At 37.4% G+C, this 25,889-nt stretch carries 27 protein-coding genes; 17 read left to right on the forward strand and 10 right to left on the reverse strand.

Features of this window, described 5'->3' with window-relative positions:
- Positions 1-25 precede the first annotated feature (25 nt).
- Positions 26-181 (reverse strand): aspartyl-phosphate phosphatase Spo0E family protein, encoded by a 156-nt coding sequence (locus U9R83_RS09095; RefSeq protein ID WP_016763750.1) that lies wholly within the window; start codon positions 179-181, stop codon positions 26-28.
- A gap of 326 nt (positions 182-507) precedes the next feature.
- Here U9R83_RS09095 and U9R83_RS09100 point away from each other — a divergent pair, with 326 nt between their 5' ends.
- Complete coding sequence (locus tag U9R83_RS09100; RefSeq protein WP_014460569.1) at positions 508-954, forward strand: hypothetical protein; 447 nt, start codon at positions 508-510, stop codon at positions 952-954.
- Between the two features lie 71 nt (positions 955-1,025).
- Here U9R83_RS09100 and U9R83_RS09105 read toward each other — a convergent pair whose 3' ends face one another.
- Complete coding sequence (locus tag U9R83_RS09105; protein ID WP_328575201.1) at positions 1,026-1,166, reverse strand: hypothetical protein; 141 nt, start codon at positions 1,164-1,166, stop codon at positions 1,026-1,028.
- Positions 1,167-1,681: 515 nt separating this feature from the next.
- Between U9R83_RS09105 and U9R83_RS09110 the strand changes: the two genes are divergently transcribed.
- The gene (locus tag U9R83_RS09110) at positions 1,682-3,133 is read left to right on the forward strand and encodes an NADP-dependent glyceraldehyde-3-phosphate dehydrogenase (RefSeq protein WP_014460567.1); all 1,452 of its coding nucleotides are present in this window, start codon (positions 1,682-1,684) and stop codon (positions 3,131-3,133) included.
- 105 nt (positions 3,134-3,238) lie between these two features.
- Here U9R83_RS09110 and U9R83_RS09115 read toward each other — a convergent pair whose 3' ends face one another.
- On the reverse strand, positions 3,239-3,535 hold the full coding sequence (locus U9R83_RS09115; RefSeq protein ID WP_013082749.1) for a hypothetical protein: 297 nt from the start codon (positions 3,533-3,535) through the stop codon (positions 3,239-3,241).
- Positions 3,536-4,030: 495 nt separating this feature from the next.
- On the opposite strand from U9R83_RS09115, the gene U9R83_RS09120 reads away from it, so the two are divergent.
- Together U9R83_RS09120 and fsa are read left to right on the forward strand one after the other, a co-directional pair.
- A complete protein-coding gene (locus tag U9R83_RS09120) occupies positions 4,031-4,540 on the forward strand; it encodes a hypothetical protein (RefSeq protein WP_033578705.1) in 510 nt (169 codons plus the stop codon).
- Between the two features lie 60 nt (positions 4,541-4,600).
- A complete protein-coding gene (gene fsa / locus U9R83_RS09125) occupies positions 4,601-5,269 on the forward strand; it encodes a fructose-6-phosphate aldolase (protein WP_013082751.1) in 669 nt (222 codons plus the stop codon).
- Positions 5,270-5,331: 62 nt separating this feature from the next.
- Here the strand turns inward: fsa and U9R83_RS09130 are convergent, their stop codons facing one another.
- Entirely contained in the window at positions 5,332-6,225 is an 894-nt protein-coding gene (locus tag U9R83_RS09130; RefSeq protein WP_140450693.1) for a sigma-70 family RNA polymerase sigma factor, read from the reverse strand.
- A 316-nt stretch (positions 6,226-6,541) separates the two neighbouring features.
- On the opposite strand from U9R83_RS09130, the gene U9R83_RS09135 reads away from it, so the two are divergent.
- Complete coding sequence (locus tag U9R83_RS09135; protein ID WP_328575202.1) at positions 6,542-7,066, forward strand: DinB family protein; 525 nt, start codon at positions 6,542-6,544, stop codon at positions 7,064-7,066.
- Positions 7,067-7,255: 189 nt separating this feature from the next.
- Positions 7,256-8,311 carry an aldose epimerase family protein gene (locus tag U9R83_RS09140; protein ID WP_243549138.1) on the forward strand — a complete coding sequence of 352 codons (1,056 nt, stop codon included), beginning with the start codon at positions 7,256-7,258 and terminating at the stop codon, positions 8,309-8,311.
- A gap of 62 nt (positions 8,312-8,373) precedes the next feature.
- Here U9R83_RS09140 and U9R83_RS09145 read toward each other — a convergent pair whose 3' ends face one another.
- A complete protein-coding gene (locus tag U9R83_RS09145; protein WP_013056562.1) occupies positions 8,374-8,499 on the reverse strand; it encodes a hypothetical protein in 126 nt (41 codons plus the stop codon).
- 65 nt (positions 8,500-8,564) lie between these two features.
- Positions 8,565-8,987: a CBS domain-containing protein gene (locus U9R83_RS09150; protein ID WP_047751169.1), complete on the reverse strand. Its 423-nt coding sequence runs from the start codon at positions 8,985-8,987 to the stop codon at positions 8,565-8,567.
- Positions 8,988-9,203: 216 nt separating this feature from the next.
- On the opposite strand from U9R83_RS09150, the gene U9R83_RS09155 reads away from it, so the two are divergent.
- A complete protein-coding gene (locus tag U9R83_RS09155; protein WP_140450712.1) occupies positions 9,204-9,668 on the forward strand; it encodes a hypothetical protein in 465 nt (154 codons plus the stop codon).
- Positions 9,669-9,870: 202 nt separating this feature from the next.
- Here U9R83_RS09155 and U9R83_RS09160 read toward each other — a convergent pair whose 3' ends face one another.
- The gene (locus U9R83_RS09160; protein WP_328575203.1) at positions 9,871-11,103 is read right to left on the reverse strand and encodes a cytochrome P450; all 1,233 of its coding nucleotides are present in this window, start codon (positions 11,101-11,103) and stop codon (positions 9,871-9,873) included.
- 121 nt (positions 11,104-11,224) lie between these two features.
- Complete coding sequence (locus tag U9R83_RS09165) at positions 11,225-12,478, reverse strand: cytochrome P450 family protein (RefSeq protein WP_243549142.1); 1,254 nt, start codon at positions 12,476-12,478, stop codon at positions 11,225-11,227.
- Between the two features lie 213 nt (positions 12,479-12,691).
- Between U9R83_RS09165 and U9R83_RS09170 the strand changes: the two genes are divergently transcribed.
- The 7 genes from U9R83_RS09170 to U9R83_RS09200 all read left to right on the forward strand — a co-directional run bounded on the left by U9R83_RS09170 (position 12,692) and on the right by U9R83_RS09200 (position 19,694).
- Positions 12,692-13,585, forward strand: a complete 894-nt coding sequence (locus U9R83_RS09170) for a TetR/AcrR family transcriptional regulator (protein WP_243549144.1) — start codon at positions 12,692-12,694, stop codon at positions 13,583-13,585.
- A gap of 426 nt (positions 13,586-14,011) precedes the next feature.
- Positions 14,012-14,950, forward strand: a complete 939-nt coding sequence (locus U9R83_RS09175; protein WP_243550318.1) for a ubiquinol oxidase subunit II — start codon at positions 14,012-14,014, stop codon at positions 14,948-14,950.
- A 1-nt stretch (position 14,951) separates the two neighbouring features.
- A complete protein-coding gene (gene qoxB, locus U9R83_RS09180; protein ID WP_243549146.1) occupies positions 14,952-16,919 on the forward strand; it encodes a cytochrome aa3 quinol oxidase subunit I in 1,968 nt (655 codons plus the stop codon).
- A 1-nt stretch (position 16,920) separates the two neighbouring features.
- Complete coding sequence (gene cyoC / locus U9R83_RS09185; protein ID WP_243549149.1) at positions 16,921-17,520, forward strand: cytochrome o ubiquinol oxidase subunit III; 600 nt, start codon at positions 16,921-16,923, stop codon at positions 17,518-17,520.
- Positions 17,521-17,817 (forward strand): cytochrome o ubiquinol oxidase subunit IV, encoded by a 297-nt coding sequence (gene cyoD, locus U9R83_RS09190; protein ID WP_140450717.1) that lies wholly within the window; start codon positions 17,521-17,523, stop codon positions 17,815-17,817.
- A 150-nt stretch (positions 17,818-17,967) separates the two neighbouring features.
- Complete coding sequence (locus tag U9R83_RS09195; RefSeq protein ID WP_026106550.1) at positions 17,968-18,462, forward strand: universal stress protein; 495 nt, start codon at positions 17,968-17,970, stop codon at positions 18,460-18,462.
- A gap of 347 nt (positions 18,463-18,809) precedes the next feature.
- Positions 18,810-19,694, forward strand: a complete 885-nt coding sequence (locus tag U9R83_RS09200; protein ID WP_209368916.1) for an SDR family oxidoreductase — start codon at positions 18,810-18,812, stop codon at positions 19,692-19,694.
- 48 nt (positions 19,695-19,742) lie between these two features.
- Here the strand turns inward: U9R83_RS09200 and U9R83_RS09205 are convergent, their stop codons facing one another.
- Complete coding sequence (locus U9R83_RS09205) at positions 19,743-20,645, reverse strand: COX15/CtaA family protein (protein ID WP_098999848.1); 903 nt, start codon at positions 20,643-20,645, stop codon at positions 19,743-19,745.
- A gap of 390 nt (positions 20,646-21,035) precedes the next feature.
- On the opposite strand from U9R83_RS09205, the gene U9R83_RS09210 reads away from it, so the two are divergent.
- From U9R83_RS09210 to U9R83_RS09220, 3 genes are all read left to right on the forward strand, one after another.
- Positions 21,036-22,472 carry an NAD(P)-binding domain-containing protein gene (locus U9R83_RS09210; protein ID WP_226556195.1) on the forward strand — a complete coding sequence of 479 codons (1,437 nt, stop codon included), beginning with the start codon at positions 21,036-21,038 and terminating at the stop codon, positions 22,470-22,472.
- 36 nt (positions 22,473-22,508) lie between these two features.
- Positions 22,509-22,835, forward strand: coding sequence for a Na-translocating system protein MpsC family protein (locus U9R83_RS09215; protein ID WP_013056580.1), 327 nt, complete (start codon positions 22,509-22,511; stop codon positions 22,833-22,835).
- Positions 22,836-23,090: 255 nt separating this feature from the next.
- The gene (locus tag U9R83_RS09220) at positions 23,091-24,467 is read left to right on the forward strand and encodes an NCS2 family permease (protein ID WP_243549151.1); all 1,377 of its coding nucleotides are present in this window, start codon (positions 23,091-23,093) and stop codon (positions 24,465-24,467) included.
- 79 nt (positions 24,468-24,546) lie between these two features.
- On the opposite strand, the gene U9R83_RS09225 is transcribed toward U9R83_RS09220, so the two are convergent.
- Positions 24,547-25,881: an ArsB/NhaD family transporter gene (locus U9R83_RS09225; RefSeq protein ID WP_014460545.1), complete on the reverse strand. Its 1,335-nt coding sequence runs from the start codon at positions 25,879-25,881 to the stop codon at positions 24,547-24,549.
- Positions 25,882-25,889 lie beyond the last annotated feature (8 nt).

Here is a 25,889-nt window from a genome sequence, read left to right on the forward strand (position 1 = left end):
TTTTTCTGTTATCCACCAGCATTTCTTAACAAGTAGCTTCAAACCGATTTAACAATACATCTAGATCCTGGCTGATTTTAATGGTATTACTACTTGTAAATCCTTCTTCTAAGGCAATCATCATCATCATTTTTCGTATGAATTCTATCTTTATCAGCAGTAGTCTACATTTGAAACACATTAAGTTTCCTCCACTTGCCACGTCATTTTAAAGGCTTAAATTATTGAATTTTTTATGTAAAAACGCTTCAAATCTAAAAATATAACCTAAAAAATATAGTAACAAATAGACAGTGTCGAAGTCTGTCGTATTTTGAATTCAGATATTTTTACTTAAAAAGAATTAACTCTTAACCGTTTTGCTGGAATCCGTGCACTGTCTTGATCATGATTGTTCCACCGGTTGTAAATAACTCTAGGAGTAATAGAGCTCATCCTATTTTTAGGATATAGGCATAATACCACTACATTTAGGCATGTTAACATAAGAAAGGAGAATTTACTAATATGCCCAATGTCATTAGAATTCTTCAATTGCTTCTTCCATGGATTTCCCTTGTTTTTATGCCAAAAAAATCAATTAGGACCTATTTTCCCGCTTCTCTTTTTGCCTCATCGTTAGTAATTGGAATGTGTTCATTAGCTATTCCTTACAAGTGGTGGAGTGTAAAAGGAGGGTGGAAAGGGAAAATTTTAAACGATAGCAGTTTTATTTTTGGTCCCTTTTTGGTCGGGACACTGTGGATCTTTCATTTTACGTTTGGCCGCTTCAAACGATTTTTTCTGGTTAATTTACTTATGGATTCACTATTTGCTTTTCCGCTAAGTTACTTGTATCAAAAGTTGGACTTATTTAAGTTAGTCAACTTTAAACCAAAACATATCTTTTTTTCATTTATTGGTTTCTGTTTAACTATTTATGGCTATCAGGCACTGACAAATAAAGATAAATGATAGGTGAGGGCCGTTTCTAACCGCTATAGACTTTGTAAAAAGCGCAACAAAAAAGCGTCTGTTAAGACGCTTTATATATAATACATATACTGCTCTTCTTTATTGGGATGTGTTGTTTCATGGATTATTTCTTCCGGGATATTGGACGTCCGGTTAGTAAAAAGCATAAACAACGCAATAATTGATGCCACAAAACCTAAAGTAACAATCACAATAAATCCCTCCCTTTAGAATATACATTCTACTTTCATCTTCATTCTCCTATATTTATTTTATACCCTTATTTTATTTTCTCAACACATAGAACAAAAAGAGTAGTACATCTCTTAAATATCTTCCTAGAAATAAATATAATCAAGAGAGCTTAAAACTCCCATTTCCCCTAAAAAAGTAGGAATCCATAAAATTTTTTCGTATGGGGGATATAAATCATTAAAATTATTAATCATTGAGATAACTTATTTGTATTGTACGAATGAAAGAAATTTATATATATTAAAAATACAAAATATTCATTAAATTATATGATGCTTTGGTTTTGAGTCGAAAAGAGAAAAGCTGTTTGCTTTAAAGGCAGCAAGTTTAAGAAAGTTACAAGCGATATAAAAAGGTATAGAAATGGATACATCTAGAATTCTTTTTTGCTCAGATATTCACAGAGTTTTCATTCGTTAAAAAGACTGAAAATTCAGATAATAAATTTCACTTTTATTAAGGGGGACTTTTTATGACAACAACGGTATTAAATGTATCAACTTATTCTTTTTATCTTAACGGTGAGTGGAAAGAAAGCAAATCAGGGCAGACAATTGATATTGTTTCTCCATATCGTCATGATGTGATTGGAAAAGTGCAGGCTATCACAAAAGATGAAGTCGATGAAGCAGTACATGCCGCACAGAAAGCTCAGAAGGGGTGGGCGGAAACTTCTCTGCAAGACCGTGCCAAATATTTATATAAGTGGGCAGATGAGCTGGTAAAAATGCAGAGTGAAATTGCCGAAATTATTATGAAAGAAGTTGGAAAAAGCTTAAAAGATGCAAGAAATGAAGTCGTGCGCACAGCTGATTTCATTCGTTATACAGTTGAAGAAGCACTTCATATGAACGGAGAAAGCATGAAAGGAGATAGTTTTCCTGGAGGCTCTAAGTCTAAAGTGGCCATTGTTGAACGTGTACCTTTAGGAGTTGTCCTCGCGATTCCTCCATTTAATTATCCGGTAAATCTGTCAGCTGCTAAGCTTGCGCCTGCGCTTATTTCAGGAAATGCAGTTATCTTCAAACCCGCAACGCAAGGAGCGATCAGCGGTATTAAAATGATTGAAGCTCTTGATCAAGCAGGTATTCCACAAGGACTTGTAAACGTCGTAACGGGCCGCGGATCTGTAATTGGTGATTACTTGGTTGAACATAAAGGCATTAACATGATTTCGTTTACCGGAGGAACAAATACAGGTACTCAGTTAGCTAAAAAGGCAGGCATGATTCCTCTTGTACTAGAACTTGGAGGAAAAGATCCGGGTATTGTATGTGAAGATGCAGATTTGCAGGAAGCAGCAAAACATATTATAAGCGGAGCATTTTCTTATTCGGGTCAGCGCTGTACAGCCATTAAACGTGTACTTGTGCATGAAAAAGTGGCAAACGAGCTGGTCGACATCTTAAAAGAAGAAGTACATAAACTATCAGTTGGTTCTCCTGAAGATGGATGTACAATCGTTCCATTAATTGATAGCAAGGCAGCGGACTTTATTCAGATTTTAATTGCAGACGCCCTCGGAAAAGGTGCAGATGTTGTGACTGGGAACAAGCGTGAAGGCAACCTTATCTATCCTACTCTTTTAGATAACGTGAATGATACTATGCGTGTAGCATGGGAAGAACCATTTGGTCCTGTGTTACCAATTATCCGCGTCGCTTCTGACCAAGAAGCCATTGACATAGCAAACGAATCAGAATTCGGCTTACAAGCAAGCGTTTTTACAAAAGATATTAATAAAGCCTTCTCAATTGCAAATAAAATGGAAGTCGGTTCCGTTCAAATCAACGGCCGTACAGAACGCGGTCCTGATCATTTTCCTTTTATCGGTGTAAAAGGATCCGGTATGGGCGCTCAAGGTATTCGTAAAAGCATTGAATCCATGACTCGTGAAAAAGTAACGGTATTAAACCTTCAATGATTGAATTCCATGAGCTATCCAATCGAGTCAGTAGAATGTAGAGAATCTCATGGAAAAAAGCCTGTGCTCCAAAAAGCACAGGCTTTTAAACGTCTTATTTACCTATCACTCTATTCCATCTTTATAGTTCTTATGCCAGTTTTTATCACCTTTGTGCTCGATATCTTCAACGGTTTTTTCGAGCTCTGACATGATGAGTGTTTTCACTTGATAGATGGTATCAAAAAAAGCTTTCTCTTCATCCGGATTCGGCTTTATTTTGGCTGCTGCCGAAATATCAACATATCTGCGATGTTCAGTTGTTAATTTATCAAGCGCATCAAAAATATGAGAGGTAAGAACAGCAACCTCCTTATGATTATCAGGCAGTTTTTCTTTTAATGTTTCAATTCTTTTATCCATGTTAAAGTCCCCCTATAACGTGTTGTATTTATGTAACTTTCCCACTAATAAAAACGAATAACCTCAAATAGTAAAAAATTATGGGAATTAGTACGTGAAACAAAAGTATACTACAGGATATCATGTTAAAGTGAAAAAACGGTGAAATGAGTGGGTATATTTTTGCGAAGAGGGTATGTAATAAAAGTCGGTTTTTTTTTGAAGAGGTAATTACCTTAGGATGCCTTGAAACATGTAATCAACGTAAAAGTTTATCTATTTTTAATAGTTAATGAACTTTTTTGACTACTTTTTTAGGATTTTATGACTTTTTTTGAATGAATTTGATTGTTTTTGATGTTTTTTCGAATAATCTGATATATAATGAAAGCGTAAACAGTAAAACATGTCGGTTGGTTAAGAAAAATATCCACAAAAACTGGATTCGTTATTACATAAAATCAGACCTCTGTTTTTTTATAAAAATAAATAGAACTTGAGAAAAGGAGAATGAGAATGGACATATTGGATGCAAAAGTAGTGAATACAAAGTACGGTTTAGAAACATATCTGGATGTACCAGAAAGCGTAGAAATAAAAGAAATTCATATGCCGAGTTCAGAGAACCAATCTCATAAAATTAAATTTGGAATCAAGTATTTTCTTTTAAGAGAAGGAAAGTATTACGATAGCCAAAAAGGTTATTTTTGGCTTTGTATGAATCACGATTTTAGCAGCCTTATGCTGAGTGAAACGGAAACAGAAAGTTTGTTTGCAGTGAAAAGTGAAGAAGAAAGAGAAGCAACAAAAACGCTGTTAGCAGAATGGTTTATTCAAACGAATGCGTACAAAGAAGTTATCAACGAATGTATCCACCAGATTAAAACGGAGAATATTCGTACAGAAGAAGATATTGAAGACCGCGTGGACGCTATACAATTTTTAGAAAAATTAAAAGTATTAACCGCAAAAGAGATTGAAAACGCTTCTATAGAAAACCTATATGCCCTGCAGCAAATTGGCTAGGCTATAGTTCGAGCAAGTTGAAATGCAGATTGATGTACAACAATAAGGAGGAATAGTGAGATGAAATTTTTTATTGATACAGCAAACCTTGAGGATATTAAGAAAGCATACAAAGTAGGTGTTCTAGCTGGTGTGACAACCAATCCATCTTTAGTAGCAAAAGAAGGCGTAAGATTTGAAGACCGTATCGAAGAAATTCTTCAAATGGTACCGGAAGTTGAATCCGTTTCCGCTGAGGTAACACCTGACGCACTTTCTGCTGAAGACATGATTGCTCAAGCTGAAGAACTGATTAAAATTAACGACGGAGATAAAAATATTACGATTAAGCTGCCTATGACATTGGCTGGCTTGGAAGCGACGCGCTACCTTGCAAAAAAAGGCGTAAAAACAAATGTTACTTTGATCTTTACAGTAAACCAAGCGCTTTTAGCAGCTCGTGCTGGAGCGACGTATGTTTCTCCATTTTTAGGACGTCTTGATGATATTTCAGAAGATGGAGTACAGCTAGTATCTAAAATCGCTGAGTTATTCCGCGTTCAAAACATCGACTCTCAAATTATTGCGGCATCTGTAAGACATCCGGATCATGTAACGCGCGTAGCACTTGCAGGAGCTCATATTGCCACAATTCCATACGCTGTTATTGAGCAATTAGCAAAACATCCGTTAACTGACCAAGGAATGGAAAAATTTGCAGCAGATTGGGAAAAAGCAGTTAAAGCTTAACAAAAAGTCATATCAATAAAAAAGCTTGGGATAAGCTATGCTTATCCCAAGCTTTTTATCGTTTAACTAGCTATTTTCTTTTTGCGTAGCCGCTCTAAACGTCGCTGCACGCTATTTCTTGAACGCCCGAGCAGCTGCCCAATTTCTCGCTGATTGCGCTTTTCCTGATAAAACATACGCCACAATGTGGCATCTTCTTCTGCTGTCCACTTTTTATGTTCGTATTTAGGGCGCTTTACATAGTCTAGCTTTCTTTGTTCATCCACCCACGCCGGTTCTGGAATAAGCGTATTTTTAGGTATTTTAAAGAAGTTAAGACACGTTTTATTTTGTTCGGCCCACTGCCAGAAAGATTGAATGTCAATTCCCATAAATTTTCTTGTCTTGGCGATGATCATTTTATACGGTAGATTCTCTTTATGAATCCACTTGTAAATTGTATGAACATCTACTTCAAGGCAGGCTGCTAGTTCACACGCTGTAATGTGTCCTACGTGCGCTTTCGCTCCATACACTTCTAAACGGTTTAACCTCGATTCTAATGCTTGCACACTTCGCTGTAATTTAGCTGATATGTGTGAAAGAGGTTTTATTCCGTAATACCTTAGTAAATAATCGTCTTCTTGTACTGTCCATCTTCGCATGGCTGTTTTTCTTGTTAGTCCTAAAACTTTTATGCGCGTAGCAATAGAAGAAGGACTTCTGCCTAAGGAGTGTGCCATTTCACGGTTATTCATGATATCAATGTTCTGCTGTAAAAAAGCATCTTGTTTAGACGTCCACTTTTTACGTAAAGCTGTATCTGAAGCACGAAGATTTAATCGAGTAAGCCGTTTATTAACCGATTCCTTGCTTCTATGTAAATGCTTACCCATCTTTTGAAGCGTCATAACGCCATAGTGTTGGATAAGAAATCTATCTTCTTCTTTTGTCCATCGCTTTTGATTTTTACTCACTGTTGTCTCACTCCAATTCACACGGAAAGCTCAAGATGAAAAAGTTGCTAGCAATCTATTTTACGAATAAGCAGTGTCTATTCAGACTGATACTCACTGCGTTTTAGCCTATATATATTTTATCATATTTCTAGAGGAAAACCAAACGTATGTTCTGATTTTTATTTAAGTAAGCATTAAGGTAAGTAGAAGAATAGCTCTTTCCTTTAATAGAAGTCAATTGTGGTAAAATTGACTATAATAGCAAGAATTTTCACATAACTGATAACTCATTATTATTACGTTGAAAGTCATATTTGTCGAAAGGGGAATTTACATGAATTTTAATTTAAAAGAAGCGGTCGAAATACTTGAGCATACCCCACAAATGCTTGAAAAACTTTTGTCGGGGCTATCTGCAGGGTGGCTGCAATGCAATGAAGGAGAAGGAACGTGGAATACCTCCGAAGTCATAGAACATTTAATAGAAGCAGAAAAAAACAATTGGATACCAAGGCTAGAATTTATTCTTCAAGAAGAAAATGAGGGAGCTTTTCCTCCGTTTGACCGCTATGCTCATTTAAACAAGGAATCTACTAGTTCTATTGAAGAAAAGCTTCTTGAATTCAACATGATAAGAATGCAGAATTTACAACAACTAAAGCTGCTAGTTAAGGATGAAAAGCATCTTGAAGTGAGAGGAGAACATCCGGAGTTTGGGGAAGTAAAAGTCAGAGAGTTGCTCTCGACTTGGGTTGCTCACGATTTAACGCATATTGCGCAAATTGTTCGAGTAATGGCAGAACGATACAGAGAAGATGTAGGACCTTGGGAAGAATACTTAGGAATACTAAAGAAATAGCAATGACAAACAGTAGCAAGCCTTTATCATTCAAGCTTGAATTAGGAAATGTACACGATTACAATAAAATGAGAATAATGAAGATTCAGGAAGGATTGCAGAGGGAACTATATGAACATATCCCATGTTTATAACATGTAGGGTCCGTTAAGCAATTTACGAATAAAAAGAGGATTGGAATGATTAAAAATGAAAGTTAATTTTGAGAAATTTGGCGAACTAAACAATCAAGCTGTACATGCTTATACCTTGTTAAATGATGAAGGGCTTAAAATCACCTGCCTTGACTATGGATGTGTGATATCAAATATTGAAATGCCGGATTCTGAAGGGAAGATTGAAAGTGTTGTATTGGGATTTGATTCAATAGAAGAATACCAACAGTATTCTCCTTATTTCGGAGCTGTGGTCGGACGCGTAGCAGGACGTATAGGGGGAGCAGAGTTTCAGCTTAATGATGAAACCTATCGTCTAGAGAGAAATGAAGGAAACAACCATTTGCATGGCGGATCAGAAGGATTTAGTCACAAAATATGGAATGCCAAAACAATTGATGCAAGTGATCACGTAGGTGTTGAATTTACATATGTAAGTAAAGACGGAGAAGAAGGGTACCCTGGCAATCTTGAAGTGAAAGTTACGTATACGTTGACTAATAAAAATGAGTTTCATATTTCTTATGAGGGAACAACAGATCAAGACACTCTTATCAATTTAACAAATCATACGTATTTCAATTTAAGCGGAAATCTAAAAGAAACGGTCTTAGATCATGTTTTAAAGCTGAAAAGTAACGAATTCTTAGAGCTGAATGATGATCTTTTACCTACTGGAGAAACGATAAGTGTCACAGATACCCCATTTGATTTTAGAGAAGGACATAGTCTCAAGGAAGGAGTGGAATCCACACATCCGCAAAATGTATTAGTTGGTAAAGGATACGATCATCCATTTCTTTTAGAAGCAGAAACTGAAAATCAGATGTCATTATTTGATCCAGCAAGCGGTCGCAAAATAGAAGTCAAAACGGATCAGCCTTCAGTTGTTCTCTATACGGGAAATCATCTAGACGAAGAATTCGAAATTAGAGGGGTTCACTCAGAGAAATATCTTGGCGTTTGCCTGGAAACACAAGGTTTACCAGACGCTATTCATCATAAGCATTTTCCTTCTTGTGTATTAAAGCCTGGTGAGAAGTATGAAGCATCTACTCACTATACATTTATAACTGATCGCAGCCTATAACAAAACGGGATGATAAAAAGGATTACAACCGAACCTCTGCCGATTGTAATCCTTTTTTATTGTTACTTTTTCTTTTGGCTTTTTGCACGATTAGCGTCAAGTTCAGCCGCATATTCTTCTTGAGACTTTCCTTGCTTTTGACTCTCAGACTGAATCTTTTTAAATTTGTTATCGTTTAAATTTGGCATATTAGCACCTCCTTGCAGACAGGGTTATTTTGTACAAGCATTAAGGATTTATATGCTAAAAAATTTTAATGAACTTGATTAGAAATCTCGCTTAATGCTGCACCGGCTTCATCAACATATACGTTCACTGTCGCAAGGTCGCCGATTGCACAGATTCCAACCATATTATTATTCTCCACTACAATAATGCGGCGAATTTGATGATCTGCCATCATACGTGCACATTCATGAATATCCGTATCCGGAGAACAAGTAATCACATCTTTAGTCATACAATCATGGCAATGCACAGTGTTGCAATCTTTTCCATCCGCCACGCAATTTAACACGATATCACGGTCTGTGATCATTCCCATTACTCGATTTTCTTGACACACCGGCACAGAGCCACAATTAATATCACGCATTAATTTTGCAGCTGCTGTTACTGGGTCGTGCGGTGCACAAGCTTTCACATCTTGAGTCATAACTTCACGTACTGTGGTCATTTTTAATTCCTCCCTTTAAACATTCACCTTCGTATTTTCTCCATGCACATGCAGAATATGAGAATCAATAATTTCCTGAAAGCAAAAAATCTTGTAATAAAAGGCGAATAAAAGAACTAACGCAGTGTAATAAACACATAAAAAAGAGCCTATTACACAAACTAAAGAGAATATGATTTAGCTTACATTTTCGTAACGGCAGGAGTTGGGTACATAATGAAAGGAAAGTTAACGCTGTTGGCAGTACTTTTATTGCCTTGGCTGTCTATAGTAAAAGTTGATAAATTTGTCTTTAAAAGATACCTACCTGTTTTGACATTTAGTTCATTAGTTATTGCTTTTATCAGTGAGTTATCTAAAAGCTTTACATGGTGGAAAGTAAGGAAACCTCTTTTCCCTAAACTTTCAAGCGACGTTTCTTTTATATTTGGACCGTTTTTTATAGCTAATTTTTGGGTATTCAAGCTGACCTATGGGAATTTCAAAAAATATTTGTTAATTAACGTCCTATTTGACTATCTATTTGCTTACCCTTTGACCAGTCTGGCAGAAAAACTAAAGGTATACAAAATGGTCAACATGACGCGTTTCCAACTTTTTGTGATTTCGATTGCGACTGCTCTTATTAATTATTTGTATCAGTCTTTTATAGAAGATGTATTAGGGCAGAGAAGAAAATAGCTGATAGTTCGTTAATGAGCTCCTCGGCATTTAAGTTTCGCTTACTGCCAATCTTAAATGGTATTAAAGGCCTTCAAGTGTAGTACATAAATACTTAGCAGAGATACTAAAAGTCCAATAAATAGCTAAATAACAAAAAGAGAAACGTGAGGGAGAAGACCAATCTCTTTCACGTTTCTCTTTTTTGTCATATATATAAACTTTATCTGTACACGGTCATGGGCAAATACGTTAAAGATTGACCGGTAGCTGAAGCTGTTAAATGCGATTCCAATTCAAAATCTTCAAACGGTTCGATGTGAGAAAATGTCTCTAAAAATGCTTCTAATATAATTTTCATTTCAAGCCGGGCAAGAGGGGCGCCCAAACAAAAATGAGGTCCGTTTCCGAATGTTAAGTGTTTTTTATTAGTTGGACGGTGAATATCTACAGAAAAAGGGTTTTCAAACATATTTTTATCCATATTACATGCACTCATCCACGCAATAACGACATCTCCTTTTTTTAGTTTAATGCCTAATAACTCGTTATCTTGTTTAACCGTGCGATCTCGTCTGGAGATATGAAACCGATATCGAAGCATTTCTTCTACTGCTTTTGGAGCTAATTCTCTATTGTTTCTCAGCTCGCTGTATAACGACTTGTCGTCATATAAGAAAGAATAAAACATATTTGCAATGGCGTGACTGGTGGTTTCAACTCCTGCACCTAAAAGCAGCATGGTAGCGTGCACAATTTCTTCATCTGTGAATGTTTCACCATCAACTTCCGCTTGAATTAAGTCTGAGATAATATCATCAGAAAGGTTGGAGCGCTTTTCAACGACAATCGGGTAGATGTATTGAAAATATTCAGCTCCTGCACGTTGCTTTTCTTGTTGGATCTCTTCTAATCTTTCTTGGTCATAAGGCTGAAACAAAATATCTACCCATTTCTTGAACTGATATCGGTCTTTTACCGGTACGCCGAATAGATCTGCTATAACTAAACTAGGAAAAGGAGAAGATAAATTTTCAACAATATTAATAGTTGAATTCTTTTGTATCGCTTCTACAAGGTCTGCTGCAATTTGCTTGATTCGCGGTTCCCAGTTCTTTAAACTTCGAGGAGTAAAGGCTGCAGCAAGCAAAGACCGTGCTTTCCGGTGGTCAGGAGGATCTAAGTTTGTAAGATTGGTAATTGGAGTTGTGCTTTTTTTCTTACTATTATCTCCAACAAAAATAGTGGTTCTTTGTCCATCGCTTGAAAAAAATTCGTAGTTGCTCAAGACTTGTTTAACATGTTCGTATTGGAATACATTCCATGTGTTTGTTTCTTCATGAAAATAAACAGGGGAGTTGTTCAACATTTCTTTATACCATTGGATAGGGAAAAACTCTTCTGCACGTGATTGGAATTTTGGAATGTCTGTAACGGGAATGACTTCTTTGTTCATATGATCTTATTCCTCCTTTAGAATAGGTAGGTATAGGTTCAAAATCTACCAGCTACATAGCTAAGCAGCTGTCACTTGCTAGATCAATAATTATTTTATCGAATTGTACTTTTTAGATATTTTAAAAGATAACGGGTAAGGAAGTTACTCCTTGTGAGCTTAGTGTAAAATGTAAGTTTACTTCTTCCCGAGGAATGGAAAGGCGCATATTAGGCATACGTCTTAGTAAGGTAGAAAAAGCAATATCTGCTTCTATACGAGCCAGCGGAGCTCCTAAGCACATATGAATACCATGACCAAAGGCCAAGTGCCTCTTGATAGTACGCGTAATATCAAGTTCCTCTGAATCTATAAACTGCTGCTCATCACGATTCGCTGACTTTAATACAGGAATTACCATGTCGCCTTTTTTAATCTGCTGACCGCCCAATTCAAGATCTTTGGTGGCATAACGAGGTCCTGAAATAGTGGCTGGCCCGTTAAAACGAAGCAATTCTTCAACAGCTGAAGTTACTAAAGCAGGGTCGGCTTTAATTTTTTCCAGCTGTTCAGGATGATCAAATAACATTAAAGATCCGGTCGCAATTAAATTTGAGGTAGTCTCATGACCCGCAAAAATTAATAACGTAATCATTGAAAGCAATTCCCCTTCACTCAAGCGATCTCCTCCTTCTTCAATCGCGACTAACTGACTTGTTAAGTCGTCGGCAGGATGCTTACGCTTAGCATCTACTAGCTGCATGGTGTACGTTCCAAAAGCTTTTATTTGTTTATCCACCCCAGGATCTCTTCTCCCTAAGCTCAGCCCTTTTGCAATAGCAGCAGACCAACCGTGAATTTTTTCTTTATCTTCTTTCGGAACACCGAGCATGTCAGAAATAACGTTGATGGGTAACGGATAGGCGTAGTCTTTAACAAGATCCATTTTTCCTTTGTCCTGTACTTCATCGAGTAACTCATCGGCTATTTCTTGTACACGCGGACGTAAGCTTTCCATATATCTTGGAGTAAATGCTTTTGATACAAGCTTGCGTAGGCGCCGGTGATCTGGATCATCAACAGAAAGCATCGATTGTCCGCCAAAAAATGTAGGGGGATCAGACTCATCAGCTTTATGTTTTCGTGTATCATGAGGTGTGTTAATAGAACTTTGGTCTACCGTAAAATGATGATGACCTTTTAGAACTTGCATAGCCTCTTCCATACGAGTCACAACCCACGCCTGCGTTTTTATTTCTTCCATCGGAGAAGGAATAGGAATAACAGCTCCCATCTTCCGCATTTTCGAAAATAACACAAATGGATTTTCGCGGCTCTTACCACTAAATAAGTCTAAAACTTCCTTATCTTCTACGGTTTTATCTAGGTTTTTCACAAAAACATTCCTTTCTCCATATAGTTGTAGCCGGATATAGCTTTTTTTACAGGTATACTATTAGTACATTTTTATACAACTGGTATAAAAATGTACTAATAGTATATAATTATTTTTACTTGTTTATCAAGGAAAAAGGATAAAATTCACTTAGGAAAAGGCAGATAAGTTATACTAATTAAAAAGTAAATTGTAAACAGAGGAGTAGCAGCAATGAATCAAAAACAGCTCGATGTTTTAGGGCATACACACCAGCTTTTTATGGAAAAAGGATACGTAGACACTTCGGTACAAGATATATTAGAAAGAAGCGGTATTTCAAAAGGAACATTTTATAAATATTTTTCATCTAAAAGCGAACTGCTTCTCTCATTACTTTCGTCTTTGCAAGAATCACTTATTCTACAAAGAGAAAAAGTAGCCATTGAATATAGAGGGGATAATCAGAAGGTATTTGAAGAACAGATAATTTTTATGCTGAACTTTGCAGAGCAAAACAAAATTCCTGAAATGATTGAAAGTACACTCGTTTTAAATGAAGTTAAAACATTTCAATATGTAGAGGAATTAAAAGCTGCAACATTCAACTGGATATATGAACGTTTTCAGCAGATTTTCCCATCTAAGACTTCTCCTTATTTATTCGATGGAGCTGTGCTGCTAGAAGGAATGCTTAACAATATGTTTAAAATGAACAAAGCGCTGAACTATCCATTGCCTATTGAACAAATTGTCCGTTATTGTATGAAGCGTATAGAGGAAATCGTAATCGAAGTAGCAGAACAAAAAGAACAGTTATTTAATCCTTCCGTTTACTCTGCGGTATTTAATGAAAAAACAGAAAGTCATTTTTCGACTGAGCTTACGCGCGTAACCGCGAAGTTAAAACGGGTGATTGAAAATAAAATAACAAACGAAGAGGAACAAAAGAAGAGTCTGGAATTTGTTACGTTTATATCTGATGAATTACTGCAAAATGATACGGAGCCTCGCACATTTATCATTCAGAGCTCTCTTTTATCGCTAGAGAAAATCAATACTCTCGCACAGACCAAAGAGTTAGAGGAATATAAGGAAGTCGTAACTCTCTTAACAAAAAATGATTGATTGGATATTTCAGCAGATCAAGTAAACAAATTCATAAGGATTTGAAGCTCGCCACTTCTACTATTACTTATAAAAAGCTCTTCCAGTTAATAATAACTGGAAGAGCTTTTTGCTTTTATAAGAATCTACCCGCCAGGAGCAAGGCATTTCACACCACATTTAACCAAATATGTGACGAAATTATGGTAAAGCCATTTAAACTAGATAAAAATCGCTTCAAGTGTGAGAAATATCACACCTTTTAAACATACAACATGATAATTTTTTAGGAGTAAGTAATATGTCATGACAAACTTCAATATGTTAGGAGGTTTTTAGCTCTTTGATCCGTTGGGATGCATCTCTAATATGAACGTTTATATACCATTATTATGTACAGAGATTTAAAGGAAGGGAGCCTGAGCTTAGGTGAGAAAGCAAAAATCAATGCATATTGGCAAGTTAATCATTCTCTTCGTATTCATTACAATTTTTCTAGCAGGTTGTGATAGTCGTTATTTGATTTTAAATCCGCAGGGGGCGGTGGCTCAAAAAGAATACCAGTTAATTATTTTTTCCATAATTTTATGCACAATTGTTGTTATTCCTGTTTTAGGTCTGCTTGTGTATATCGTTTTACGCTACCGTGATAAGCCTGGAAACAAGGCTCCGTATCGACCAGACTGGGACGATAGCAAGCGTCTTGAATTTATTTGGTGGGGCATCCCCATTATTATTATCGGCATTTTAGGTTTCGCTACGGCCAAGACGACTTATGAATTAGTAGATCCGCCGAAAAAAGATGTAAAGCCGCTAACAATTGAAGTAACATCCCTTGACTGGAAATGGCTATTTCAATATCCGGATCAAGATATTGCGACAGTCAACTATGTAGAAATTCCAAAGAATGTGCCTGTTCAATTCGTGCTAACGTCAGATGCACCTATGAATTCTTTTTGGGTACCGGAGTTGGGAGGACAATTATATACCATGCCGGGAATGGCCATGGGGCTTTGGCTGCAAGCTGATCACAAGGGAGAATATTTTGGTTCAGGGGCTAATTTTACGGGTGAAGGGTTCGCCCATATGAACTTTAAAGTTAAATCTACATCGACAAAAGAATTTAATCAGTGGGTAAAACAAGTAAAAGAAACAGCACCAGCTTTGACAAAAGCTGATTATAACAGTCTTGCCAAACAAGGTCTTTCTTTGGAGAAATCGTATTCTACCATTCCTAAAGGTTTGTTCCAAGAAATTGTCATTAAAAATGGTGGTCAATATTATAGTCAGCATCACCATATGAAAAATGAAGATATGAAGACCATGAATGTGGCTTCTGATGAACAAGCACATACACAGCACGAGCACCAGGAAGGAGGAAACTAAGTTGTTAGACAAATTAAAAGATTTTTCATCTCATTTTTTTGTGACAGGGGAGCCGATGATTTACGGAGCAGATGTCGCCATTTTGTTAACACTAGCCGGTATTATTTTTGTTCTTACGTATCTTAAAAAGTGGAAGTGGCTATGGCGTGAGTGGCTCACATCGGTGGATCATAAAAAAATTGGAATCATGTATATGCTTTCTTCATTGTTAATGCTGTTTCGAGGCGGAGTAGATGCATTATTAATGCGTATGCAGCTAGCATTTCCCCAGTGGCATTTTCTAGATTCTAATCATTACAATGAAATTTTCACTACGCACGGAACCATTATGATTCTATTTATGGCAATGCCGCTTATGTTTGCTTTCTTTAATATCGTTGTGCCGCTTCAAATTGGAGCAAGAGATGTCGCCTATCCTTTTTTAAACGCGGTAAGCTTTTGGCTATTTTTCTTTGGCGCCATGCTTTTCAATTTGTCGTTTGTAATCGGAGGCTCGCCAGATGCAGGGTGGCTAAGTTATCCGCCGCTTTCTGGCATGCAGTTCAGTCCTGGACCAGGTCAAGATTTTTATATTTGGGGCATTCAAATATCAGGTATTGGCAGCTTGGCTTCTGGAATTAATTTCATTATGACCATTTTAAAAATGCGTGCGCCCGGTATGAAACTTATGCATATGCCGCTATTTACATGGTCTGTTCTAGCAAGCTGTATTATTATCATTTTCGCGTTTCCTGTATTAACCGTAACGCTTGCTTTATTGTTTATTGACCGCTTCTTTGACGGACACTTATTTACCATGACCGGCGGAGGAAATCCAATGATGTACATTAACTTAATTTGGATGTGGGGACATCCTGAAGTGTATATCGTTGTACTTCCTGCATTCGGCATTTTTTCTGAAATCGTTGCAACGTTTTCTCAAAAGAAGATATTTGGCTATAAATCTATGGTTTTTTCAATGATGATTATTAGCGTTCTATCGTATTTTACATGGGTACATCATTTCTTTACGATGGGTGCAGGGGCTAATGTGAATGTGTTTTTTGCTATTACGACGATGGCTATCGGAATTCCAACGGGTGTTAAAGTGTTTAACTGGTTATTTACGATGTTCCGCGGCCGTATTCAAATGACTCAGCCAATGCTATGGACAATTGCTTTTATCCCGTGCTTTGTTGTAGGAGGAGCAACCGGTGTTATGCTTTCAGCAGCTCCCGCAGACTATCAGTATCATAATAGCTATTTTTTAGTTGCACACTTTCACCAAGTATTAATCGGAGGCGTTGTATTCGGCTTTTTTGCAGGTTTGTACTATTGGTGGCCAAAAATGTTTGGCTTTAAACTAAATGACCGTCTTGGTAAATGGGCGTTTTGGACGTGGAATATTGGTTTTTACGTATGCTTCATGCCTCAATATGCATTAGGATTTATGGGAATGACACGCCGTATTTATACGTACGATTTTGACATGGGATGGGGACCGTTGAACGTTATCTCTACAGTGGGAGCCTTCTTCATGGGCATAGGGTTTATCTTTCAAGCATGGCAGATTCTTCATAGCATTAAGTACGGAGAACGAGATGTAACAGGAGATCCTTGGAATGGCCGTACATTAGAATGGTCCATTCCTTCACCGCCGCCGCACTACAATTTTGCAGTGATTCCAACAGTAACCGGGCAAGATGCGTGGTGGACGATAAAAGAAGAAAGAAAAAAGAGAAAAGCGAAGGAAGGAGCGGCTTTTTCTCCAATTCATATGCCTAAGAATTCAGGTATTCCATTTATCATGTCGGTTTTCTGGTTCATTGCTGGTTTTGGCTTAACGTTCCACTGGGTATGGGTAGCGATATTCGGTTTGACAGGAGTAGGAGCTTGTTTACTAGCCCGTTCTTTTCAATACAACTCGGACTATTATATTCCCGTGGATGAAATTCGACATACAGAAGATTCAGTAGGGAGGGTCGGGTAACATGGCATATGCGACAGCGCACCACGAAGAACATCATCATGAACATGATGAAGAAATCAAAGTTATGGGTTTTTGGCTTTTCCTCGTAACGGACTGCATCTTATTTGGAGCATTATTTGCTACGTATGCTGTTCTTGTTAATCATACTGCGGGAGGCCTTACGGGAAAGGAATTTTTTGAAGTTCCAGGATTTGTTTCTGAAACGTTTATCTTATTAACGAGCAGCTTTACGAGCGGATTAGCTGTATTGAGCATGCACAAAGGAAAAATAAAGCCTTTAATTGGCTGGCTGATCGTAACGCTGCTTTTAGGTGTATGCTTTGTTGGCCTTGAAATTCATGAATTTCAAACTATGGTTCACGAAGGAGCAACCATTTCCACAAGCGCATTTTTTACGGCTTTCTATACACTAGTTAGTACACACGGGCTGCACGTTTCGGCTGGCATCATTTGGATGATTTCAATTACAATCCAGTTAAAACGATACGGAATTACCTCTGTAACAAAACGAAAAGTGACGATTATCAGCTTATACTGGCATTTTCTTGATGCTGTCTGGATCTTCCTTTATACGGTTGTGTATTTAATGGGGGTGATGTAGGTGGAGAACCATGGGTCGTTAAAAGCTTATACAACCGGATTTATTTTCTCACTTATTTTAACCGTTATTCCTCTACTGCTGGTATTAAACCACGTACTTGCTAAAAATATATTACTAGCTAGCATTCTAGGAATGGCCGTGCTTCAATTTTTTGTTCAATTGTTTTTCTTTATGCATATTAAAGACGGAGAGAAGCCTCGTTATAATGTGATGGCTTTAATACTTGGAATCGTTTTTGTTATTACGATTGTAGCAGGATCTATTTGGATAATGACTTTTAACTCTCAAGTTCAATAAAAATGGAGCCGTGTACGATGTGCGCGGCTCCATTTTTTATTAATTTCTATAACTTGTGATAAAAATCACATACTTTCGCTTGCGCAAGAAGTACAATAAAAGTGTAGCAAAGAAAGTTCTTTATAAACGAATGTTAAAGGAGAGATTATGATGAATATGGCTTATCGTAACATCCTCGTAGCAGTAGACGGTTCTGTAGAAGCGGAGTGGGCATTCAAAAAAGCAGTTAACAGTGCCAAAAAAAATAACGCTCATTTGATAATTTGTCACGTTATCGACATACAGGCGTTAAGTCCATCACCTTATGCATTTTATACGGATACACGCTTTCAAGATGCAGAGAAATTTGCTGAAGAACTTTTAACCAATTATAGTAACCTAGCCATTAAGGCTGGAGTAACGAAAGTCGAGACATTAATTGAACACGGTTCTCCTAAAACAAAAATATCTAAAAAAATTGCTCCCGATAAGCACGTTGATTTAATTGTATGCGGTGCAACCGGGTTAAACGCGGTAGAGCGTATCTTAATCGGAAGTGTATCTCAGCATATTTTGCGCTATGCAAAATGTGATGTGTTAATCGTTCGCACTCCTAAAGAAGCTGAAGAGGAATCAAAGCCTTTACAAGTAGAACTAACAGAGTAGCAGACACAGACGAGAAATAAAACTTGTTGTACACAACAAAATACAAAGCTCTCACCCTTTATTTAAAGAGGGGGGATAAACGTATTTTAGTTAAAAGAAGATCCGAACAAGGAGTCAAGATTCTTAAGGGAGAATTTGACTCGTTCGGATTTTTTATTGTGATGGTGAATGTAGTTTTCATGTATGCAGCTGTTTCTAGCTGTTGATTGAAGGGGAATGGCAATGAAAGAAAGGTGAGAATAGTAGAGCACATTAAACATGTTTATTAAAGAAGAAGAGGGGAAGAACAAGCATATAGAAAACTTTTCCTTAGTTGGTTAAGGTTGATTTATAAAGGAGTGACGAATATGTCAAAGTTAAATAATCCATTAACTCAATATTTCCATGAAGACTATCCAAAACAGTATCAAGAACCGCCTGGTGTACAAAAAGAAATGAACGTCATCCCAGACTGCGGGGAGAACAGTTACATAGGTGCAGGTAAATTAAAAGGCAGAAAAGCTCTTGTAACAGGTGGAGATTCAGGTATTGGCCGAGCAGCAGCTATCGCTTATGCAAGAGAAGGAGCGGACGTTGCGCTTAATTACTTGCCACAAGAGCAAGCTGATGCAGAAGAAGTACAAAAGCTTATTGAAGCGGAAGGAAGAAAAGCAGTACTCATACCTGGTGATGTAGGCGAAGAATCTTTTTGCAAGGAGCTAGTAGAAAAAGCTTATAAGGAATTAGATGGATTAGACGTTTTAGCGCTCGTAGCAGGTAAACAGCAGGCAGTAGAAGATCTTGCTGATTTAGAAACGGACCAACTGCGCAAAACCTTTGAAGTAAATGTATTCTCTTTATATTGGACCGTAAAAGCAGCGCTGCCTTATTTACCAGCAGGTGCTTCTATTATTACCACAAGTTCTGTACAAGGCTATAGCCCAAGTCCTAATTTATTAGATTATGCAGCTACAAAGTTTGCCATTAACGGATTCACTCGCGGACTAGCCAAGCAATTAGCTTCAAAAGGTATTCGCGTCAACTCAGTTGCTCCAGGACCTATCTGGACACCGCTGCAAATTTCTGGAGGGCAGCCAAGCGACGCTATTCCAGGCTTTGGACAAGATACACCTTTGCAGCGTGCTGGTCAGCCGGTAGAGTTAGCAAATGTATACGTATTTTTAGCTTCAACGGATGCAAGCTACGTAACAGCTCAAGTTTACGGGATTACAGGCGGGATAGAACTAGCTTAACTCAAAAAAAAACAAGTGCAGTTATGAACTGCACTTGTTTTTTTTGTTTTATCGTCTTTTACCTTTTAAAGTCTGTACACAAATGTAGCTAAGCGTAGCGAATAACGCTGTAATAAATGCTGAGTGAGACAGTGTAGCAAAGACATTTAAACGAGACATGACAACAAAGATACCGCTAAATATTTGAGCAACGGTTAAAGCAACTGCAATGATGGACGCATAGTAAATATCACGGCGGGTTTCTTTATACTGTTTAATGGCAGATACCATAATCCAAATGATAAGAACAAACAGCACAAGAGCAGCAAATCGGTGGGCAAAGTGAATGCCTGTTGTTCCTGATAGCTTTGGAATAAGAGTGTTGCCATAACAAGCAGGAAAGCTTGTACATGCTAAGCTTGCACCTTTGTGACGTACATATGCACCTAAATAAATATCGCAGTAGGTAAATATAAGCGTAAACCATGCGAGCCATCTAAATTTGCCTGTAACCGCTCCTTTAATAAAATGGTCCGAACGGTCCTTTTGAATAACAAAGATGGAAAGTAAAAATACACCGGTAAACGCAATAAGCGAAAGACCGAAATGCAGTGCTAGCGCCTCAGCTGACTGAGGCCAGATAACTGCTGAAGCCCCGAGTAATGACTCGATAACGATAAATGCAATACTCATAATCGCTAAAATTTTCACTTCACGGTTTCTGCGATAACGAATCCAAGCCCAAATAGAAAATGCTAAAACAAGAAGACCTGCAAATGCGGTAATCAAACGATGCGTATATTCAATCATTGTTGCTACCGCGTATTCGGGTATTAACTGCCCGTTGCACAGTGGCCACTCATTTCCACATCCTAATCCAGATCCTGTGGTTGTGACCAGACTGCCGGCAATCATTAAAATAAACATAACAATCGTTGTAAATATAGCTGTTATTTTAAATAAATTTCTCATACGTTGACTCCCTTTGCTGAGTTACTAATTATGACTATAGATTTGATGAATACGATAGTCAAGTAGTAGAGCGTAATTAACAAATAACTGTCACAAACTCGCACATGTTTACCTTAAAATTTATGTCAGAAAAGCTTTCTTCCTTAAACTTTGTAATGGTTTTTTCCTTTTAAACGATGTAAATATGCTTCCATACATAAGATATAAAAAAATTATATTAGTGATTTTATACAATTTGCAAAAAAAACTTTAGAGAGAATGGAGATACAATCATATTCCAAAAGTGATAATATAAATATAAATTAAACGATGTTATAAAACCTATCATTTTGTGTAAGGTTTAAAATAAACTTTTATTAGAAAGAAACTTTATTGAAAGGAGAGATAACAATGAGCTTAGAAGCTTTAAATAAAAGAGTAGAAACCGATCTGTCTTACCTTTCCTTCAGGAAACCAACAGAAGCAAGGCCAATCATCCCTAAGAGCGGACACGTATATGATGTAATCATTATTGGAGGAGGTCAAAGCGGTTTAGGAACGGCTTTTGGTTTGCTGCGAGAACGCGTGTCGAATATTCTTGTTATTGATGAAAACCGTTCGGGTTTAGAAGGGCCGTGGGAAACGTATGCGCGAATGATTACGCTGAGAACACCAAAAAACTTAACATCTATCGATTTAGGAATTCCTTCACTGACGTTTCAAGCGTGGTGGGAAGCACAATTTGGCTCAGGAGGATGGGAAGCTCTTGACAAAATTCCAAGAGGAGACTGGATGAATTATTTGCGCTGGTATCGGAGCATTCTTAACCTCCCTGTGGCAAATGAAATAAAATTAACGTTAATTGAGCCGGGAGAAACAGGTATTCATCGTTTGCATATTGAAGGGAATGGAGCTTCGTGTCCTACACTGATGGCACGTAAAGTTATACTAGCTACAGGAATTCAAGGAGGAGGAGAGTGGCACGTCCCGCCTATGGTTTCTGAAAAGTTGCCACCTCACCTTTATTCTCACACTTCCCAAACCATTGATTTTACTACGTTGAAGAACAAAAAAGTAGCTGTTTTAGGAGGAGGAGCTTCCGCGTTTGATAACGCCAACTATGCGCTTTCTGAAGGGGTTGCTGAAGCTCATGTATTTGTTCGCCGAAAAGAACTTCCGCGTATTAACCCAATCAGACAAATGGAAGCTTCAGGAATGATTGAACGTTTCCACGCTTTGTCAGATGCTGAAAAATATGAAGTGATGGCTCATTTTTTCGAATACAACCAGCCACCTACGAATGATACATTTGGACGCGCTTCCTCATGGCCGGGTTTTCATTTACACGTACATGCACCGTGGCTGGATGTCGAAGAAAAACAGAACAAAGCAGTTGTCACAACTCCTCAGGGAATCTTTACATTTGACTATTTAATTATTAGCACAGGGCTTCTAACAGATCCGGCTCTTCGTCCAGAATTACGCCTTGTTGAAAAACACATCGCTCGCTGGAGCGATCATTACAAAGCACCACATGAAATCGCCAATCCAGTATTGGATGCCCACCCTTATCTTAGTAATGGCTTTGCTTTTTCAAATCGCGATGGGGAAGGTCAAAAAATGGTATATGGCCTTTTTGCTTTTAATTATTCCGCTTTAATTAGCTGTGGAATTTCTGCTTCCGCTCTTTCAGGTCTAAAATATGCGATACCGAAGCTCGTATCAGAAGTCGCTAATCAGCTTTTTATTGATAACCGCCATGAGAATTTAACCAATTTCTTTGACTATAATGAGCCTGAATTTATCGGCAGCTGGTCAAAGGACGATAATCAAGTAAAAACAATATAGCAAAACACATTTTTAACAACGAAAAAGGTGAAGCATATGGAGCCGATCTCTAAAAAGAAGATAGCTACTTTGTATACTCAAATTAGCCAAGAGATTTTTAATGTAGGCGTGAATACTCAAAAAATAGATATTATTGATAATAAAATTCTTATTCTAGCTCAATCAAAAAGAATGCCGGCACTAGAAGCCCTCAGTGAAGAATACAGAGAATTAGTGATGTCTCTTGATGCCGCTTTGTCGACTAAATATAAAAAAATGCTAAAGCAAAAAGTGGAGCTTTTATTTGATATCCAGGTCACTTCTTTATTTAGAGATTATGATCCTGTTACTGAGAATTCTTGTACGGTTATTTGCTTTAAATAACTTCTCTATATAAATGGCAAAACGTTCGATGAAATCGTTTGTTTTGCAAAAAACGTAAAAGACGGATGCTTATCTTCTGTTTACAGAAGCAAAGAGCCGTGAAGATAGAAGAGTTTCCTTCTGTTTTCACGGCTCTTTTTATACATATTTTCATAAAAAAGGAGTGGGGAAATGACTGAATATACACTTGTTGATAAAGCGGCTGTAAAAACTAGTTAAAAAAATCCAATCGATCATTAAAGGAGTGAAAAACAAGTGGCGATGAATGAAAAAATGGAAGTTCATCATATGGAACTAACAAAAAACTCAGCACCCAACCCTTCATGGTTAGATAAGCTGTTTCATTTAACCGAACGCAAAACAGATGTAAAAACAGAAATTCTTGCGGGAATTACTACTTTTGTGACGATGAGCTATATTATCTTTGTTAATCCGACGATTTTAGCAGATGCAGGTATTCCAAAAGAAGCAGCAATTGCGGCTACGATTTTTGCCACTGTGTTTGCAACTCTTTTGTTTGCATTGTGGGCGAACATGCCTATTGCAGTTGCGCCAGGAATGGGGCTAAACGCTTTTTTTACGTATACAGTGGTATTGGGTGAAGGGTTGACGTGGCAAACAGGTTTAGGAGCCGTATTTATTTCAGGGGTTGTATTTTTTATTTTAACAATAACAGGTTTACGCAAGAAGATTATTGAAGGGATACCCACTATTTTAAAAAGTGCTATTTCTGTTGGAATCGGTCTATTTATTGCTTTTATCGGTTTTAAGCAAGCTGGAATTATTGTAAGCAACAAAGAAAATTTAGTAGCCCTTGGTCAGCTTACAAAACCGGGCCCATTACTCGCTTTATTAGGTTTCATCGCGGTAACTGTATTAACTGCTCGAAAAATTAAAGGAGCTGCTTTGATTAGTATTTTACTAGTATCAATTGCAGGGATGGCGCTGGGCATAGTAGAAGCACCTAAAAGCATCAGCAGCGTTGTGTCGTTTTCAATGCCAAGCATGTCAGAAACTTTTTTACAAATGGATATTAAATCTGCTCTCCATTACGGTCTTTTCTCTATTATTTTTTCATTTACGCTTGTGGAGCTATTTGATAATTTAGGATCGATGATTGGATTATCTAAAAAAGCTGGACTAATGGATGAAAAAGGAGAAATTAAAGGGTTAGATAAAGCGCTTATGGCAGATTCTCTTGCGACTGTAGCCAGTGCTGCTATGGGATCTACCGCAATGAACGCGTATGTAGAAAATGCTGCGGGAATTGCAGAAGGAGGCAAAACGGGCCTTAAAGCACTGGTCGTTGCCATATTGTTTTTAGTGAGTCTTTTATTTACGCCATTAATTAGCATTATTCCTTCTTTTGCTACAGCCCCTATTTTAATTATGGTTGGAGCTCTCATGTTAACGGAAATAAAAAACATTCCTTTAGATGAGATAACAGATGCTGTACCTGCTTTTTGTACCATTATTTTGATGCCGTTAACGTTTAGTATTGGCGAAGGCTTAGCTCTAGGGTTTTTATCTTATACATTCGTTAAACTGTTAGCAGGCAAGGCGAAGGAAATTCACTGGATTATGTACATCATTAGCGCCGCTTTTATTATCAACTTCATCTGGGCTGCCTGAGCGCATATATCTAGAGCAAAAAAGACTTCTCAGCTGAGAAGTCTTTTTTACTGTTCGTATAGATTTTAATTTCTCTCCCTTACAGAAATAAAAGATAGCGAAGGAAGATATATAACGTTGAAATCAAAAGAGATACGAGTGTGATTGGAGCTCCAATTTTTAAGAAATCCATAAATGAAAATTTATGTCCTTTTTTTACAGCCATGCCAGCTACAATGACGTTGGCAGATGCTCCAATTAACGTACCGTTTCCTCCCAAACATGCTCCTAGAGCCAGTGACCACCATAGTACACTGATTTGAGCAGAATCAGGGCTCATTCCCATTCCGTGAGCCATATCTTGAATAAGCGGAATCATTGTAGCAACAAAAGGAATGTTGTCAATAACAGCTGATGCAATTCCGCTAATCCACAAAATCAGATAAGCTGACAGTGCAATATTGCCGTCTGTAACGTTCAACGCGCCGGCAGCCAGCTTTTTAATAATGCCTACATCGATTAATCCTCCGACAAGAATAAATAAACCAGCAAAGAAAATAATCGTTGTCCATTCAACAGAATCAAACGCACTTTCTACTTCATCATGGGTTCTTAATCCAATTACCAATAATACAGCTGCACCCGTAATGGCTACCATAGCCGCATCGATATGTAAAACGGAGTGCAGGGTAAAACCTAGAATCGTTAATACTAATACCGTTAACGATTTTTTCATTAAAGCGGAATCTTGAATATAATCTTTTTCATTTAAACTCATTAGCTCTTGTTTTTTACTATCTTCTACTTTTAATTTTTTACGATAAATAAGAACAAGAATTCCTAGTGTAACAACACCGATAATTAGTACTGCAGGAGCTAAATTTAATAAAAAAGCGTTAAAATCAAGATGAGGATTCGCTGCCCCAATCATGATATTCGGTGGATCTCCTATTAAAGTTGCTGTTCCTCCAATATTTGAAAACAGCACTTCTGAAATAAGAAATGGAAAAGGGTTAATATTTAAGATAGTAGTGATTGAAAATGTAACCGGAACAATTAACAACACCGTTGTTACATTGTCTAAAAAAGCGGATCCGACACCTGTTAAAATCGATAAAATAACTAGAATTCGAACCGGATCACCTTTAGCGATTTTAGCAGACTTGATAGCTGCGTATTGAAACACGCCTGTTTTGTTTGTGATGCCGACTAAAATCATCATACCCATAAGAAGGACAATCGTTTCCCATTGAATGTGCTCCATAATGGCCTTATTAAAGTCAACAATACCTAACAGAATCATCAATATAGCACCTAAAAGAGCTGCTGAAGCGCGATTGATCTTTTCGGTCATAATCAAAAAATATGTAATGATAAATATAATAATGGCTGCGTATACATGAAAACTTGTAATGTGTTGAATTGCATTGTGCATAACAGTAA

Source organism: Priestia sp. LL-8 (assembly GCF_036227845.1).
In the GTDB taxonomy this organism is placed as follows: Bacteria; Bacillota; Bacilli; order Bacillales; family Bacillaceae_H; genus Priestia; species Priestia zanthoxyli.

Bases quoted from the DNA above. Each gene is read 5' to 3' on its own strand.
- U9R83_RS09095 (WP_016763750.1), bottom strand. From the start codon at position 181: ATGTGTTTCAAATGTAGACTACTGCTGATAAAGATAGAATTCATACGA.
- U9R83_RS09100 (WP_014460569.1), top strand. From the start codon at position 508: ATGCCCAATGTCATTAGAATTCTTCAATTGCTTCTTCCATGGATTTCC.
- U9R83_RS09110 (WP_014460567.1), top strand. From the start codon at position 1,682: ATGACAACAACGGTATTAAATGTATCAACTTATTCTTTTTATCTTAAC.
- U9R83_RS09115 (WP_013082749.1), bottom strand. From the start codon at position 3,535: ATGGATAAAAGAATTGAAACATTAAAAGAAAAACTGCCTGATAATCAT.
- U9R83_RS09120 (WP_033578705.1), top strand. From the start codon at position 4,031: ATGGACATATTGGATGCAAAAGTAGTGAATACAAAGTACGGTTTAGAA.
- fsa (WP_013082751.1), top strand. From the start codon at position 4,601: ATGAAATTTTTTATTGATACAGCAAACCTTGAGGATATTAAGAAAGCA.
- U9R83_RS09135 (WP_328575202.1), top strand. From the start codon at position 6,542: ATGAATTTTAATTTAAAAGAAGCGGTCGAAATACTTGAGCATACCCCA.
- U9R83_RS09140 (WP_243549138.1), top strand. From the start codon at position 7,256: ATGAAAGTTAATTTTGAGAAATTTGGCGAACTAAACAATCAAGCTGTA.
- U9R83_RS09145 (WP_013056562.1), bottom strand. From the start codon at position 8,499: ATGCCAAATTTAAACGATAACAAATTTAAAAAGATTCAGTCTGAGAGT.
- U9R83_RS09150 (WP_047751169.1), bottom strand. From the start codon at position 8,987: ATGACCACAGTACGTGAAGTTATGACTCAAGATGTGAAAGCTTGTGCA.
- U9R83_RS09155 (WP_140450712.1), top strand. From the start codon at position 9,204: ATGAAAGGAAAGTTAACGCTGTTGGCAGTACTTTTATTGCCTTGGCTG.
- U9R83_RS09160 (WP_328575203.1), bottom strand. From the start codon at position 11,103: ATGAACAAAGAAGTCATTCCCGTTACAGACATTCCAAAATTCCAATCA.
- U9R83_RS09170 (WP_243549144.1), top strand. From the start codon at position 12,692: ATGAATCAAAAACAGCTCGATGTTTTAGGGCATACACACCAGCTTTTT.
- U9R83_RS09175 (WP_243550318.1), top strand. From the start codon at position 14,012: ATGCATATTGGCAAGTTAATCATTCTCTTCGTATTCATTACAATTTTT.
- cyoC (WP_243549149.1), top strand. From the start codon at position 16,921: ATGGCATATGCGACAGCGCACCACGAAGAACATCATCATGAACATGAT.
- U9R83_RS09195 (WP_026106550.1), top strand. From the start codon at position 17,968: ATGAATATGGCTTATCGTAACATCCTCGTAGCAGTAGACGGTTCTGTA.
- U9R83_RS09200 (WP_209368916.1), top strand. From the start codon at position 18,810: ATGTCAAAGTTAAATAATCCATTAACTCAATATTTCCATGAAGACTAT.
- U9R83_RS09205 (WP_098999848.1), bottom strand. From the start codon at position 20,645: ATGAGAAATTTATTTAAAATAACAGCTATATTTACAACGATTGTTATG.
- U9R83_RS09210 (WP_226556195.1), top strand. From the start codon at position 21,036: ATGAGCTTAGAAGCTTTAAATAAAAGAGTAGAAACCGATCTGTCTTAC.
- U9R83_RS09215 (WP_013056580.1), top strand. From the start codon at position 22,509: ATGGAGCCGATCTCTAAAAAGAAGATAGCTACTTTGTATACTCAAATT.
- U9R83_RS09225 (WP_014460545.1), bottom strand. From the start codon at position 25,881: ATGCACAATGCAATTCAACACATTACAAGTTTTCATGTATACGCAGCC.